The 14,855-nt window shown below is 45.6% G+C and carries 12 protein-coding genes and 2 pseudogenes; 10 read left to right on the top strand and 4 right to left on the bottom strand.

Annotated features, from left to right (window positions below; translation table 11 throughout):
- The first annotated feature begins 6 nt into the window (after window positions 1-6).
- The 5 genes and pseudogenes from L4C42_RS20175 to yqfB all read left to right on the top strand — a co-directional run bounded on the left by L4C42_RS20175 (window position 7) and on the right by yqfB (window position 5,928).
- A complete protein-coding gene (locus tag L4C42_RS20175) occupies window positions 7-1,299 on the top strand; it encodes an ATP-binding protein (RefSeq protein WP_353499440.1) in 1,293 nt (430 codons plus the stop codon).
- Window positions 1,300-1,406: 107 nt separating this feature from the next.
- The gene (locus L4C42_RS20170; RefSeq protein ID WP_429761667.1) at window positions 1,407-2,555 is read left to right on the top strand and encodes an exonuclease SbcCD subunit D; all 1,149 of its coding nucleotides are present in this window, start codon (window positions 1,407-1,409) and stop codon (window positions 2,553-2,555) included.
- A gap of 4 nt (window positions 2,556-2,559) precedes the next feature.
- Window positions 2,560-3,262 (top strand): annotated as a pseudogene (locus L4C42_RS20165) (AAA family ATPase); the annotation flags it as partial.
- A gap of 1,799 nt (window positions 3,263-5,061) precedes the next feature.
- Window positions 5,062-5,607, top strand: a pseudogene (locus L4C42_RS20160) (SbcC/MukB-like Walker B domain-containing protein); the annotation flags it as partial.
- A gap of 12 nt (window positions 5,608-5,619) precedes the next feature.
- Complete coding sequence (gene yqfB, locus L4C42_RS20155; RefSeq protein ID WP_429761666.1) at window positions 5,620-5,928, top strand: N(4)-acetylcytidine aminohydrolase; 309 nt, start codon at window positions 5,620-5,622, stop codon at window positions 5,926-5,928.
- Window positions 5,929-6,009: 81 nt separating this feature from the next.
- Here the strand turns inward: yqfB and L4C42_RS20150 are convergent, their stop codons facing one another.
- Window positions 6,010-6,963 carry an ADP-ribosylglycohydrolase family protein gene (locus L4C42_RS20150; RefSeq protein WP_353500209.1) on the bottom strand — a complete coding sequence of 318 codons (954 nt, stop codon included), beginning with the start codon at window positions 6,961-6,963 and terminating at the stop codon, window positions 6,010-6,012.
- 169 nt (window positions 6,964-7,132) lie between these two features.
- Here L4C42_RS20150 and L4C42_RS20145 point away from each other — a divergent pair, with 169 nt between their 5' ends.
- Window positions 7,133-8,401 carry an O-acetylhomoserine aminocarboxypropyltransferase/cysteine synthase family protein gene (locus L4C42_RS20145; RefSeq protein ID WP_353499436.1) on the top strand — a complete coding sequence of 423 codons (1,269 nt, stop codon included), beginning with the start codon at window positions 7,133-7,135 and terminating at the stop codon, window positions 8,399-8,401.
- A 63-nt stretch (window positions 8,402-8,464) separates the two neighbouring features.
- Here L4C42_RS20145 and L4C42_RS20140 read toward each other — a convergent pair whose 3' ends face one another.
- The 3 genes from L4C42_RS20140 to L4C42_RS20130 form a co-directional block, all read right to left on the bottom strand.
- Window positions 8,465-9,481 carry an OmpA family protein gene (locus L4C42_RS20140; protein WP_353499435.1) on the bottom strand — a complete coding sequence of 339 codons (1,017 nt, stop codon included), beginning with the start codon at window positions 9,479-9,481 and terminating at the stop codon, window positions 8,465-8,467.
- Between the two features lie 141 nt (window positions 9,482-9,622).
- Complete coding sequence (locus L4C42_RS20135; RefSeq protein WP_353499434.1) at window positions 9,623-10,453, bottom strand: LysR family transcriptional regulator; 831 nt, start codon at window positions 10,451-10,453, stop codon at window positions 9,623-9,625.
- A 93-nt stretch (window positions 10,454-10,546) separates the two neighbouring features.
- Window positions 10,547-10,939: a glycine zipper family protein gene (locus tag L4C42_RS20130; RefSeq protein WP_353499433.1), complete on the bottom strand. Its 393-nt coding sequence runs from the start codon at window positions 10,937-10,939 to the stop codon at window positions 10,547-10,549.
- Between the two features lie 508 nt (window positions 10,940-11,447).
- On the opposite strand from L4C42_RS20130, the gene L4C42_RS20125 reads away from it, so the two are divergent.
- From L4C42_RS20125 to L4C42_RS20110, 4 genes are all read left to right on the top strand, one after another.
- Window positions 11,448-12,434, top strand: a complete 987-nt coding sequence (locus tag L4C42_RS20125; protein WP_353499432.1) for a cytochrome-c peroxidase — start codon at window positions 11,448-11,450, stop codon at window positions 12,432-12,434.
- 134 nt (window positions 12,435-12,568) lie between these two features.
- Window positions 12,569-13,450 carry a 6-pyruvoyl trahydropterin synthase family protein gene (locus L4C42_RS20120; RefSeq protein ID WP_353499431.1) on the top strand — a complete coding sequence of 294 codons (882 nt, stop codon included), beginning with the start codon at window positions 12,569-12,571 and terminating at the stop codon, window positions 13,448-13,450.
- Window positions 13,451-13,571: 121 nt separating this feature from the next.
- Window positions 13,572-14,480: a DUF6279 family lipoprotein gene (locus tag L4C42_RS20115; RefSeq protein WP_353499430.1), complete on the top strand. Its 909-nt coding sequence runs from the start codon at window positions 13,572-13,574 to the stop codon at window positions 14,478-14,480.
- A 19-nt stretch (window positions 14,481-14,499) separates the two neighbouring features.
- Entirely contained in the window at window positions 14,500-14,739 is a 240-nt protein-coding gene (locus L4C42_RS20110; RefSeq protein ID WP_353500208.1) for a hypothetical protein, read from the top strand.
- Window positions 14,740-14,855 lie beyond the last annotated feature (116 nt).

The following is a 14,855-nucleotide window of genomic DNA, read 5'->3' as shown; positions in this document are numbered from 1 at the left end:
ACTGGTTTGTGGAGACTATTTCTTGAATGCCTAATTGGTGTAATACTGCTCTTTACCGCAAGTATTTACGGCTACGAGTATGTGATTTACGGCAAAACTGATCCCGATTTGGTTGATGCTAATCTTAGAGTAGAAGCATTTCGTGACATCATGAATCATGTTGCGACTAATGAAAGTGACGAGCAGGCGATTGAGTTGCTTGAAGCATTTGCTGAGAAGACGCACCGTTTGCTAGATTCTCATACACCTTCTGATTTACCGGAAGAGGTTGCTAGCCACTTTGAAGAACAGCCAGAAGTCCATTTTCTACTCGATGAAAACGATCACTTATGGCTTAAGTTCGACAACAACGTCAATTACTTTCATCTCACTGACGACCCCGATTCTGAGCTCATTAAAGCGCTTGAGTTTGCCAATCAAGTGGTTTGGCTGTTCTTTTTTGCTGGCTTCGTCGCCTTTAGCTTTTTGTTGATTTGGTTCCTGAGCCGTCGCTTGCGCGTGCTGGAAAAAACGGCCAATGAGTTTGCGAGTGGTAACTTTGAAGCAAGAGCTTCTGACGGACAGTGGGTTCGCCTTGGCAAACTCAATAAATCTTTTAATCACATGGCAACGAAAATCGCCAATCTTATGGTGAGCAATAAGGCACTAACGAATGCCGTTGCTCATGAGTTACGTACACCGATTTTCCGTATTCAATGGCAAAGTGAAGTGTTGATGGAGCAGCTTAGCGATCCGGAAGCCAAGCAGCAGCTAGCCAGCATCATTGAAGATACGGAAGAGATGGAACACCTCGTGGATGAGTTGCTCTACTACGCACGAGTAGAGCGCCCAGATGCCGCTATTGAGCTCGAGCAAATTGATATTGCATCCTGGCTAAAAGAGCATCACGTGAAATGGCAAACGCACATTGGTCATACGTTCGACTTACAAGTAGCGAGTGAAAGCGTCAATGTGAACATGGATCGCTTCCTGTTATGCCGAGCCTTAGTGAACTTGATCAGTAACGCAAAACGCTACACTGAACAGCGTATTGTCGTTAAGCTCGTGGAAGGTGGCGATCATATTGCTATTGAAGTGCACGATGATGGCATTGGCGTTGACCCAGAGCATTGGGATCGTTTGTTTGATCCATTTTACCGCGTCGATAAGTCTCGAGACCGAGCGTCTGGTGGCTATGGTTTAGGGCTCGCTATTGTTAAGCACATCATGTTGCGTCATGGCGGTAACGTCGACGTTAGCCATAGCGAACTTGGTGGCGCTTGTTTTACCTTGGTGTTGCCTCACTTCTCTCAGTCTTAAGTTCCCTTTTGTTAGTTTGTTGCCGCTTCGTCTGCTTGAATGCAGACGAGCGTCGGTGTCCAGTGATATACTTCGCGCTATGGATTAGACATAACAAACTGAACTGAATGAAATTTATCCACACTTCTGATTGGCACCTCGGCCGGCAATTTCACAATGTGTCTCTGCTAGAAGACCAGCAGCACGTTCTTGAGCAAATCACACATTACCTTTCTGAGAATGACATCGATGCCTTGTTGATAGCAGGTGATGTTTATGACCGCTCTGTGCCGCCAACTGCTGCAATCGAAGTACTTGATGAGTTTCTTAATCACGTTATTCAGCAGCTTGGTATTCCTGTGATTATGATTTCAGGAAACCATGATGGCGCGAAACGCTTAGGCTTCGGCTCAAGGCAATTTGGTCAAGCTGGGCTGCACATTATCAGTTCGTTAGAACAGATTACCACGCCAATTGAGATTCAAGACAAAAAGGGCGAATCGGTGTTGTTTTATGGTCTTCCGTACACCGATCCAGAGCAAGTACGACATCACTATAAAGTCTCGGTGAGCAACCATGATGAAGCGCACCAACATCTTGCAGAGCAGTTGAACACGGTGTTAGACCCAACAAAGCGCAATGTCCTTCTTAGCCACTGCTTTATCGATGGGGCGCAAACCTGTGAGTCTGAACGTACTCTCTCTATCGGCGGAGCAGACCGCGTCAGTTATGAGCATTTTCAGCAGTTTGATTACGTTGCGTTGGGACATCTTCATCAAGCGCAAAAGCGCGGTGCGGAACATATTCGCTACTCTGGTTCTATCATGAAATACTCGTTCTCTGAGCAGTACCACAATAAAGCAATGACGCTCGTCGAGTTTTCTTCCGAAACATCTGAACCCGTCATCACAAGTGTTCCACTTACAAGTCCACATGATATGCGAATCATCGAAGGTGACTTGGCGGACCTATTGGAGCAAGGTAAAAACGATCCAAAAGCTGACGATTACTTGCTCGTTCGCCTTACCGACAAACACGCGATACTCGATCCTATGGCAAAGCTTCGTGAGGTATACCCAAATGTATTGCACCTAGAGAAGCCGGGTATGTTAATTGGTGTCGAAACCGAAATGGGGCATGCTCGATTGGGTCGTTCGGAACTTGATATGTTTCAGGACTTCTTTTTAGAAGTGCAGGGTGACGAAATGACTGAGAACCAGACCGAGATGATCTCAGATGTGCTAAACACCCTTCAGACAGCGAAACAGGAGCAGTAATTCGATGAAACCGTTAACGTTGACTCTACAAGCTTTTGGTCCCTTTTCTGGTGTTGAACATATCGACTTTCGCACTTTGGGCGACTCGCCGCTATTTTTGATCAACGGCCCGACTGGCTCAGGCAAGAGCTCTATTTTAGATGCTATCTGTTATGCGCTCTATGGTGAAACGACAGGCAGTGAGCGTACTGGCGATCAGATGCGTTGTGACTACGCTGATGCCAAGCTTTTAACCAACATTACGTTTGAGTTTGAATTGGCCGGGGTTCGTTACCAAATCACACGAAGCCCAGATCAAGAGGTACCAAAGCAGCGTGGCGAAGGGATGACAAAAAGATCCCATACAGCGCAGCTTATTAACCTTGATAACGACGAGCTTATTGCCAACAAACCTAAACCAGTGGCGACAGCTATCCAGGAACTCATGGGGCTAGACGTAAAACAGTTTCGTCAGGTTATGGTTATTCCACAAGGTAAGTTTCGCGAGCTATTAACGGCAAGTTCGAAAGAGCGTGAAGCGATTTTCGGCCAACTATTCCAAACTCAAATCTACACCACGATTGAGCGAGTGCTGTTTGAGCGGGCTGCGGGCATTAGAAAGGCTAAAGAAGAATTCGATAACCAAATCAAAGGCGCGCTGGATGTCGCCTCGGTGGAGTCGGAGTCGCAGCTTTCGCAAGCGCTCACTGAGTTAGCACCGCAGCTAGAACGGGTAGAGAGCGAACTTAATCAAGCAGAAAGCGTGAGAACCAAAGCGCAGCAAGAGCTAGATAATGCGCTTGAACTAAGCAAAAAGTTTTCGGCCAAAGCAGAGCTTGAACAGGCGCAGCTAAAACATCAACAAGGTAGTGAATCCATTGAATTGGTTAAGGCCCAGCTTAATGCTCATAAGGCGGCAGCTGCTATCCAATCGGAGTATGATAGCCAACTGCGCTTGACCAAAGAGTCCGCTACATTGGCAGAGCGCTTGAAAACTGGGCAAGGCAAAATTGCCGCTGCGAAGCAAAACCAGTTACAGGCTCAGGCTGCGTATGATGAAGCGAAGAAAGCGAGTGATAATGCTGAGCCGTTAAAGCAAGAGCGTTTTGAGTTAAACGCCTTAGTTGAGCGCCTAAAACAACTCGACAGTAAGAAAGTCGAGCTACAACAGGCAAATCAAAACCTCAGTAGCATTAGTGCAACTCAAACCACACTTGCCGATCAAATCAAAGCGATGACGCAACAAGAAGAGTCGTTGCATGTAGCTGTCGTCGATGCTGAAAAACAGAAGTCACAGCTTAGCGAATTCACTTTGTCCTTGGATCTAGAGAACAAGAAGCAGCAGGCGCTGCAGGCAATCGCGCAGATAGATGCGCAGCTAGAGAGCAAACACAAACAGCGAACGGAGTTAACGGGTACCATTACCTCAAAAGAATCCGTTGTGAGCAAGGCTCGTCAAACGCGTACTGAAGCAGAAATAGCTTGGCACAGTGGGCAAGCGGCTTTGCTCGCTGCTTCCCTAGAGCAAGATGCACCATGTCCGGTATGCGGTAGTGTAGAGCATCCGAATGTTGCCACGTTCTCGGGTGAAGTGGTGACGCTTGAGCAGGTTAATCGGTTAAGAGAAATAGAAACCGCTGCGAAAGATGAACTCACTCGCCATCAACAGTTATTCGCTGAGTTGGACAGTCAAATCGCTACGCTAATCACACGCAAACAGGAGTGGATGGATTCCCTGGGTGTTGATCATCAGCAGAATCTTGGCCAGTTTGCTCAAGATGTGCAGCGGACGATTGCCGATTTATCTGCGCGCATTGCCACTTTGCAAGCACTGAACATCGAGTTATTGCAGACACAATATCAACAAGCAGTAGCGAAGCGTGTAGAGCTATCTCAACAGCTCGAACAAACGACGACTCTAGTCAATGAGGCTACTAACCAAATTCAGCAGTTGAGTGGTGTAGTTGGCGCTTTAGAGTCGAGCAATAATACTGGTTATGCGACCGCACAAGCGGTACTTGGCCGTCAGCAAGCTATTGAGACAGAGCTTTCTCAAAAAGCATCAGCGTTAGAGCAGGCGCAACAAGTATTGAAACAGGCAAGTGAAACGCTTGCTAAGTTTGAATCTCATCTCGACACGTTGCAAAAACAGTTCGAAGAGTTAGAGCTTGCTCGTGAGAGCGCTTCGGCAACGTGGAACGTGGCGCTTGATGGGAGTGTCTTTGAGTCAAAACAGGCGTTCTTAACTGCCAAACTCAGCTCAGAAAGTGCCGAGCAAATGGCAAAACAAATTGAGCACTATCAGCATGAAGGCATTCGACTATCAGAGCAACTGAATCTACTGACAGCGCAGCTCAGTGAACAGTCAATGCCAGCAATAGACCAAGTCACCGAGAATAAACAGCAAGCTGATGTGGTTTATCAAGCTGCGCTCAAGCAGTATCAAACCTGTCAGTCTCAGCAGAACAGTTTGGAGCAGGTGCGCAAACGAATCGAAACCCTGCGAGCGCAAAATGAAGAGCTCGACAAGCAGTACCAAGTGGTAGGCACCTTGAGTGACGTTGCCAATGGGCGCACTGGCAATAAAATCAGTCTTCACCGTTTTGTACTCGGTGTTTTACTCGATGATGTTCTGATCCAAGCGTCGCAACGACTAAGATTAATGAGCAAAGGGCGCTACGATTTGAAACGTAAAGAGTCGCGTACTAAGGGTAATGCGGGCTCTGGCCTTGACCTTATTGTTGAAGATGCCTATACCGGAAAATGGCGCGATGTCGCAACGCTTTCAGGAGGCGAGTCCTTCATGGCCGCACTATCACTGGCATTAGGCCTGTCTGACGTTGTGCAGTCGTACAGTGGTGGTATAAGGCTCGATACTCTGTTTATTGACGAAGGCTTCGGTAGCCTCGACCCCGAATCTCTTGATCTAGCGGTACAAACGCTGGTCGAGCTTCAACAATCAGGCCGTACGATTGGGATCATTTCCCACGTGTCTGAGCTTAAAGAACAAATGCCGCTCCGATTAGATGTGCATGCATCACGCGTCGGTAGTACGGTTAGTTTGGTCAACTAGGAGAAAAACATAATGCGCGACCAAATCACTTTTTTTGAACGCTTCGAAGCCGATATCATGGCGGGGAAAAAGAACATCACGATTCGCGATAAATCAGAGATTGATTTCGAACTTGGCCGTACCATTCCGGTCGCCACATTTGAAGATGGACGAGTATTCGGTAACTTGAATATTCGCTCCATTACACCAATTTCATTCGATGACATCAACGCAACACACGCTGAGCAGGAGAACATGACTATCCCACAGTTGCGGGAGGTGATTAGCGAGATTTATCCGGGTGAGAGTGAGTTGTATGTGATTGAGTTTGTGGTGGAATAGCGCCTCAAAGACAAACTCCCCGCTAGCGCGATGCTGCGGGGTGTTCGATATAGGTTTGATTCTTCCTACCTGACGCTCTATTTATTTTCCAAACAATAGTCGCTGACACGCCAACAGCGATTTAGGCAGTGATACCTTCAGTTCCCAAGCTCTTGGGATGTCTTGCTCAGTTCCTTGGTAACACGCTGCCAATACAGCACCGAGCAGTATCGCGCGGCCGCAGTTGTCTCCACCACACAGTATATTTTCGCGAATGCTGGCTTCGTAGCTAGTGGCATTCAGTAGCAAATGAACAGTCACTGGAAATGATGCTTCTAAACCGCAGTGCATGCCTAGCTCTGTAGCCACTTCACTAGAGGGTTTTAAAACTCGCTCTTCGGCGCGCTTAATCGCTTCGTCTGTTAGATCTGACAGGCCTTTAGCACTATGCACGCATTCTATTGGCGTTTTACCTGATAATGCAGCTTTCAAAATGGCCGCAGAGGCGAGGGCATAAGCGACTGCCGCGTCATTATTGTTGGTAACGCGCACTGCTGATTCAACAAGTTGGTTTAGGTTTTTATCCTCGTGATGAAGGGCTAGCAATGGTGGCAGCTTGGAAATCGCGGGGTTTTGTGTATCGTCTGCTCCCAGGTTCGACAATGGCTTATCTTCAGCTTCAAGTGCATGAGCGTTAAGCAGAGTGAGTTTGGTCGGCTTATCTATGTAACCACGCCATTTGCCTCCCATATCAAACCACTCTCGAAACGCTTGAATGTACTGCGCTTCGTCGTATTGCCCATGCTTTGCGATAGCATCTAGCATCGCTATCATTTGGACTCCATATTGTGAGTAGTCACCGGGCTTTTTACCTTCGTGGGCGTAATAGCCTTTATCTATGTAGTCTTTGGCATTTGGCGCGTGGAACTCTGGAGTGCCATTTGAGAGGGTTTTGATGGCGACTTGGTCATATAACCAATGAAAGCCCATAGACGCAGCATCGGCGACCAAGGCGCCAATCACGGAATTTAATGCTCGATTATTTTCACTATTCATCTCGTGTCCATACATCACAGAAGTAATCCTTGAGTCTGTTATTGTAGGCGCTTTGGGGTAGACTTTTTTTGGGCTAACGCAAATTTCTGCGCTACGGCCTTAGTGTTCGAATAAGGCTACGGGCCTCATGAGATTTATTCAGTACGGAACTTATGTGAAAGGAAGAGCGATGAAAGACGAGACTTTATCAATACATCACGGCTACGAAACGGATCCAACCACCAAATCGGTTGCAACACCTATTTATCAAACAGTGGCGTATGAGTTTGACAGTGCCCAACATGGTGCTGACCTCTTTAACCTCGAAGTTCCGGGAAATATCTACACTCGTATTATGAACCCGACTAACGACGTGCTTGAACAAAGAATGGCTGCGCTCGAAGGTGGTATTGCAGGGCTTGTCGTGAGCGCGGGTAGTGCGGCTATTAACTACGCTATTTTGACGCTGGCAGAGGCGGGAGACAATATTGTATCGACGCCACAGCTCTATGGCGGAACCTATACTCTGTTTGCACACATGCTGCCAAAGCAGGGGATTCAGGTGAAGTTTGCTAAAGATGATAGCCCTGAGTCGATTGCAGAGCTTATTGATGAGAATACCAAAGCCGTTTATTGCGAATCGATTGGTAACCCCGCGGGCAATATCGTTGATATCGAAGGTATCTCGACAGTCGCACATCAGGCGGGTGTGCCTGTTATCGTTGATAATACGGTTGCGACGCCAGTACTTTGTAAGCCGATTGAGTTTGGCGCAGATATCGTTGTCCACTCGTTAACTAAGTATGTTGGCGGCCATGGAACCTCCTTGGGAGGCATTATCATTGATTCCGGTAAATTCCCTTGGGATAAACATAAAGATCGCTTCCCAGTGTTCAATCAGCCTGAACCTTCGTATCACGGCGTTGTTTACACCGAAGCTTTTGGACCAGCGGCATTTATCGGCCGTGCTCGAACGGTGCCACTTCGCAACACTGGCTCTGCATTGTCACCGATGAATGCATTTATGCTACTTCAAGGTTTAGAGACGTTATCGCTGCGAATGGAGCGCCATACAGAAAATGCCATTAAGGTCGCTGAGTTTTTGCAAAATCATGAGAAGGTGAGCTGGGTATCTTATGCTGGCCTAGAAAGCTCACCACACTTTGAGTTAGCGGCAAAGTATATGAAGGGAAAACCTTCTGCAATTTTGTCATTCGGTCTGAAAGACGGTTATGAAGCGGGCGTTCGTTTCTATGATGCCTTGGCCATTTTCAAGCGTTTAGTCAATATTGGAGATGCTAAATCCCTTGCTTGTCACCCTGCATCCACTACGCATCGCCAAATGAGCGAAACTGAGCAGCGTGAAGCCGGAGTGCGGCCTGAGATGATTCGCTTGTCTGTGGGTATTGAACATATTGATGACATTCTTGCCGACCTTGAACAAGCTTTGAAAGCATAAGTTTGTTCAATAAAAAATCGGGCCTTTAGTTTGGCCCGATTTTTAGTTAAGTCTTGCTATGACTTATTGTGTCTTTTCTACCATTTCTTCAACAGTGTACTCAAACTCTGGAACCGTGATTTCAACGCGGCGGTTTTGCGCACGGCCCTCTTTAGTAGAGTTGTCCGCAATTGGGTTCGCTTCACCCATACCGCTTACAGACATTCTCGAACGGTCGATACCCTGAGACTCTAGATAAGCTGCAATAGACTCTGCACGTTCTTCAGAAATGCGTTGGTTTACTTCTTCAGGACCTGAAGAATCGGTGTAACCGACAATGGTAACTGTCGCTTCTGGGTGCTCATTCATTAGCGCGATGAGAGGATCAAAGTCAGACTTCTTACTCTCTTCTAGCTCTGAGCTATTGAAGGCGAACGTTTCTTGACCTTGAACTTGCTCGAAGGTCTTGGTCAAAATGACCGCTTCAACAACAGGTGGTTGCTCTTCCACCGGAGCTTGTGTTGCCGCCGCTGCTGCCGCTGCTGCGGCCGCTGCATTGCCAAATGAGTAAGACACGCCTAGCCAGAAAGTATCGACATCTGTGTCAAACCAACCATCTTTGACACCATTGATTCGTTGATACTCAAGACGGCCAGACCATGCTGTAGCGAAGTCATACTCAACACCTACACCGCCCATAAGTGCAGTATTCGTGCGGTCCCCATAAGTTGTGTATGCACCACCAATCTTACCAAATACAGCCCAGTCATCGGTAAATGGATAAGAGAACTTAGGTGCTAAAGTGAATGCACTCATGTTTGCATCTTGGCGATAACCTGTAGACCCGTCGATGAACGACGTTTCGTAGCTACCTAGCCAGTCATAAGCAAACTCAAGTGCGATATAGTCATTCCAATCGTATCCGCCAAAGAAACCTGCACTAAAACCACTATCTGTACAAGGTGCTCCGGAGATGTTACAAGCGTCGGAGAGTTGCGAACCCCCTAAACGAGCGCCTATATATGTACCTTCGTCGGCGAAGACGGGTGCTGTTGCCGTCAGTGCGCCTAATATTGATGCTGCTACCACTGTTTTTCTCATAATGACGTCCTTTTAATCGTTAACGATGCGATTAGATACATCACCAGTAAAAATAGGTTAGCTTTTGTGTATTTTCAAAAATAAACAAATAAGTTTCATATTGTTGTAGGCTAAATCGCGTCTATAGACCGTTTTAGTATGCTATTTGACAGAAACCGCTGAAGTTTGAGAGTAAGAGAGGGGTTTGTATTGACGTAAGATGGGATCGATTATTGAGATTAGCCATTGTATCTTATGTTCATTCTTACGAGAGGCTTTGGTGAGTATTGCTAAGTCGAGCTGTACTGGCGCTTTTTCTGGTACTTCTGTGGTTTGGTAACGCACTGTGTAGCAGTCATCCAGAAGTTGTGTCATTAATGCGTGGTTATCGACGAAAATTGTCGCCTCAGCGTCACTTTTTAATAATTTGTAGAGATCGATATGCTCATTTAAATCGGCAATGAGGTATTTAACATACTCACCTTTCTTATTGCCAAACAACTCGCCTGTACCAGTGTGTATGTACTTTTGATAGATGGATTGTGGTTTGTCTGTCAACGCATGCACGGCAAGATCGACTTCTTCTGTGAGAAGTAGAGACTCAGAGATTTTGGTCCATTGTCTTATCTCAATGGGCGCTTCGGTCTGCTTTCGAATTGCCTGAATGATTTCCTTGCCACAGGAAATGAGGTACGGCTCTATGAGGTGAAGGGTGATCTTGTCTAGTGCCGAAGGTGAGAAGTGATCAGGGGCAAGTGCTTCGCTGATTTGGTTGAGCGCGTGTTTTATCTTGGGTTCTAAAGCAATCGCATAGCTAGTTGGAGTTAGACCTTGGGCATTGCGTATAAAAAGTGGATCATCGAGTTCATCTCTAAGTTGCGCCAGCACTTTAGACACATAGGATTGAGATCGACCTAACGCCAATCCAGCTTTAGAGGTCGAGCCGGCCTCCATGATCGCTAAGAAGACACGTAGGGCATTGAGATCGTTCATATCAGTTTACACCAGTGAGTTTTGAGCATAACTAAAACGTAAACGAAATAGACTGATTTCTCAATGCCTTGTATCTATAAAGGCGGTCTATTACTAATTAAGAACAACGTAACCACGGTTTGTCATACAGTTTTTAATAACGCTTTGCTGATCTTGCTTATACTGTTCGGCATTGTCTCGGTTCGCTCGACCTCGACCTAATACGCCTGCTGCAAGGCCTACCGCAGCGCCTTTTTTAGCACCCTCAGTACCTGAACCGCCAGCTATCGCAACACCGGCAGAACCTAATGCTGCGCCTTTCGCTGCGCCGCTAACTGCACCGCCAGAGGCTTGTTGTTTTTGTACTTGTCCAGCCATTTCTTCACATTTATGCAAATCGTAGACGTAATCCTTTTCATCCACACCTTCCATATCGACAATGATGTTCGCGAAACTTGGCATTGATGCGAACAGAGTTAGCGCCAAGGTATAGACAGTTTTTTTCATAATCGTGCTCCAATTGGTTAGAGCACCATGGTAAACCATTGAAAAACTGAGTTTGGAATATCCTTTATTACCTCTGGAATTTTGCTGTTATGACGAAGGGAGATAGGCCATAAAGTGCCCGTTGTAGATAGTATTTACAGTGTGAATTTTCAAAATGAGTCACAAAATCAAACTGCATTTTTGCAGTTAGCGTTACGGGTGAAGAAACTTGATTTTAATCAACTAATTGCGTAAAGATTTTGTTTGTTAATTGTGATTTTAGAACTATCACTAATGCTGGGTGTTGTTGTAAATACGAGGCATATAACTGCATATGGGTTTTAATATTCCTTTTTTTCATCATCTCAATCGAGTTTTTGCATTATATAAAATGTAAGTTGTTAAATATTATTTCCGAGCCCAAGTAAGCGTTAAGCTAAATAATTATTAAAGGCTGGCGAGTTATTACAATTCGTTATGGTTACCGTATGCTTGCTAAATATTTATTGAATACATAAAAGGAAGTCGTATGAAGAAAATGTTGATCGTATCGCTGATTGCGGTAGCGTCATGCAGTAGTTATGCAGCGCGTCAAAGTAGTGAGCCAATTAAAGTGATTGAACCTATTGTGGGTCTTGATACAGCAAAGGTTGAGTTAGGAAAAACGCTTTGGTTCGAACCAAGGCTTTCAGCATCAAACACTATTTCTTGTAACTCTTGCCATAACGTTGCTACGGGTGGTGTTGATAATTTGCCAACTTCAATTGGTCACAAATGGGCAGTGGGTGGAATTAATTCACCAACCGTACTTAATTCAGATTTAAACTTCGTTCAATTTTGGAATGGTCGTGCTAAAGATCTTCAAGAACAAGCTGCTGGGCCAATTGAGAATCCGATTGAAATGGCATTTTCTCATGAGTTAGCGATTGGGACATTAAAGTCGATTCCACAGTATCGTGAGTGGTTTAAAGAAGCTTACGGTAAAGAAGAGTTCACGATTACTGAAGTGACGGATGCGATCGCGACGTTTGAGAAAACGCTTCGTACACCCAACTCAAAGTTTGATAAGTGGCTAAAAGGCGATGATTCAGCGTTAACCAAAGAGCAAGTGGAAGGCTACGCACTGTTTAAGCAAAAAGGTTGTACAGCCTGTCACAGTGGTCCATTAGCAGGTGGTCAAATGTATCAGAAAATGGGTTTAGTGAAGGCGTTTAAGACCGACAATCCAGATGTCGGTCGCAAAGCTGTGACCGGCAACGATTTTGATAAATACGTGTTTAAGGTTCCAACGCTTCGCAACGTTGAACTGACATACCCTTACTTCCATGACGGTTCAGAGTGGGATCTACAAAAAGCAGTTGAAATCATGGCTGACATTCAGCTAGGTCAAACGCTTACCCCACAGGAATCTAAGAAGATCACGGCATTCTTGACAACGTTAACAGGTGAGCAGCCTCAAGTGACATTACCACACTTGCCGCCATCAACTCATGGTACAGCGCGTCCTCAGATCTAATCTATTTAGATTTGTTTACTTATTGATAAGCCCCTAGCTGGGGCCTTATTGGTTCTAATTGATGCTTCTTTTTGTGACATAGGTATAATGCGCAGTTCAGCGTAATGACAACTAATATCAATAAGGAATTCAGTTTGAATTTATTCGTCAGAGACCTCACCGTTATCGACTCTTCTTACCTATGCGAACAGCGTGGTATGGTCGGAGAGAGTTGGATTGTGGATGTAGTTTTGTCCGGTGAACTCAATGAGATGAGCATGGTGCTCGACTTTGGCAAAGTAAAGAAACAGATTAAACACTTAATTGATGAGCATGTTGACCATCGCTTACTCGTTCCTATGAAAAGCGGCGCTGTACGCCACCAAGCTTCAAAACCAGGCTACGCCAAGTTAGATTTCCTAAGAGGCGAGCGAAGCATACATCTTCACAGCCCTGATCAAGCGTTTTGCTTGATTGATACTGACGAGATAACCATAAAGTCAGTCACGGACTATATTTATGAGATCTTAAAAGGCAACTTACCAGGCAATGTACAAGGGCTTGAGATTACACTGCGCCACGAGATGATTAATGGCGCGTTTTATCATTACACCCATGGCCTTAAAAAACACGATGGTAACTGTCAGCGTATTGCACATGGCCATCGCTCTCCGATCGAGCTTGTAGTTAACGGGCAGCGTGATGTGGAGCGTGAAGCCGCGTTTGCTGCGCGTTGGCAGGATATCTATCTTGGTTCATTAGAAGATAAAGTATATCTTGCTGAGCTTAGTTTAAGTGACAATGCCACCGATATTACCGACGATACGCACTACGGCTTTCGCTATACAGCACCACAAGGTGAATTTGAGCTTGCTATTTCTAAGCTAGAGACGGAAATTCTTGATACCGATACAACCGTTGAGCTTCTAGCAAACTGTATTGCGGATGAGGTGAGCAAAACCTTGACTGACAATCAAACACTGCAGGTGATCGCTTACGAAGGGGTCGGCAAAGGTGCCATGGCATTTCGCACTTAAAGAGTGACTTTTTTTCTTAAAAAACGCCCTAAAATGGGCGTTTTTTGTATTTTCAATCTAATCTTGATGTATCGTGCGTATAACGGAATTGAGTTTATCTGCGTTCGACATGGAGAGAAAAGTGTTCAGGAAATCAAGACTATGGCTGGTGGGATTGCTGTTGGTAATCACCGGATGCACAACAAAATTTCTTTATAGTAACCTTGATTGGTTACTAGTTGAGTATATTGATGATTACGTCACGCTCAGTGACGGTCAGGAAGACATCCTAAGTGAGCGGATTTTGTTACTCGGCCAATGGCACAAAGAGAACGAGCTTCCTCAATACGTAAAACAACTGGAGGCGATTCGCGCGAAAGATCCCAAGCAGGTCGATAGCGCTTATGTGCTGCAACAAATGAATGATGTGAGGACACATACTAAGAGACTTGTCGAGCAGGTTACTCCAGAACTGTATGCGTTGACTCAGCAAATGAGCGATGAGCAAGTAAAGGAGCTTATCGAAAACTTTGAAGAGAAGAACCGTGAGTTCGTAAATAAATATCAAGATATGAATGACGATGATGTTCGAGAAATCTATCAAGAGCGTATTGAAGAGAACTTTGAACGCTGGTTCGGGACGGTCACGAATGAGCAAAAAGGTTTTGCTAGAGAATGGGCGTCTAATATGCAAGTGACGGTGTTCGACTGGCAGGAGCATCGCAGGCAGATGAATTATTATATGCGACAGCTTCTTAATCGGCGTAATGACCTCGCTTACTATCAGCCAGAGTTTCAACGCTTCCTCAATGACTCAGACAGCTATTACTCACCAGAGCTTCAAGCGAAAATCGATCACAATCAGCAGCTCGCCGGAAAATATATCGCTCTCGCGATCAACAGCATTAACGCCAAACAGCAGGCGCATTTGGCCTCTGAGATTGATGATTGGCGTGATATCGCAAAAGACTTAATGACCTCAATGACATTAGACCATAGTCCAAGAGAAATTCTTGCACTTACCGCATACACTAAACGGGTACTAATATAAAGGAGTGAGTATCCCTATGATGGAGTTAGGACTATTCTGGACGGAAAAAGCACTAATGGTAGTCGGTGCGTTGTTTATTTTGACTGGCATTGTGCAATACGGACGCCGCAGCCACGACTGGAAAGGTGTGGTGACCATGTTTTATAAACGTGTTCCAATGAGTGTCGCTGAATACAAGCGTTACAGGCTCGGAGTCGCGTTGATCATCTTTGCTATCGTCCTTCGTTTTGCTCTTCATATATTCTGGCCTCAGTATTAGCTAATTCTTACTATGAGATGTGTGCAGCGAGCGTTTCTAATTTCGCGTTCACTCACTCTAGTTCACAGTTACAGCGCGGACTCTCTGATACGCTTGTTGATGCAAGCACAGAAAAG

It is taken from the genome of Vibrio wakamikoensis, from assembly GCF_050337275.1.
In the GTDB taxonomy this organism is placed as follows: Bacteria; Pseudomonadota; Gammaproteobacteria; order Enterobacterales; family Vibrionaceae; genus Vibrio; species Vibrio chaetopteri.
This window is presented reverse-complemented; position numbering and strand designations above follow the sequence as displayed.

What these genes read in the sequence shown, in the direction of transcription:
- yqfB (WP_429761666.1), top strand. Translation starts at nt 5,620, where the DNA reads ATGCGCGACCAAATCACTTTTTTTGAACGCTTCGAAGCCGATATCATG.
- L4C42_RS20145 (WP_353499436.1), top strand. Translation starts at nt 7,133, where the DNA reads ATGAAAGACGAGACTTTATCAATACATCACGGCTACGAAACGGATCCA.
- L4C42_RS20135 (WP_353499434.1), bottom strand. Translation starts at nt 10,453, where the DNA reads ATGAACGATCTCAATGCCCTACGTGTCTTCTTAGCGATCATGGAGGCC.
- L4C42_RS20170 (WP_429761667.1), top strand. Translation starts at nt 1,407, where the DNA reads ATGAAATTTATCCACACTTCTGATTGGCACCTCGGCCGGCAATTTCAC.
- L4C42_RS20125 (WP_353499432.1), top strand. Translation starts at nt 11,448, where the DNA reads ATGAAGAAAATGTTGATCGTATCGCTGATTGCGGTAGCGTCATGCAGT.
- L4C42_RS20110 (WP_353500208.1), top strand. Translation starts at nt 14,500, where the DNA reads ATGGAGTTAGGACTATTCTGGACGGAAAAAGCACTAATGGTAGTCGGT.
- L4C42_RS20150 (WP_353500209.1), bottom strand. Translation starts at nt 6,963, where the DNA reads ATGAATAGTGAAAATAATCGAGCATTAAATTCCGTGATTGGCGCCTTG.
- L4C42_RS20140 (WP_353499435.1), bottom strand. Translation starts at nt 9,481, where the DNA reads ATGAGAAAAACAGTGGTAGCAGCATCAATATTAGGCGCACTGACGGCA.
- L4C42_RS20130 (WP_353499433.1), bottom strand. Translation starts at nt 10,939, where the DNA reads ATGAAAAAAACTGTCTATACCTTGGCGCTAACTCTGTTCGCATCAATG.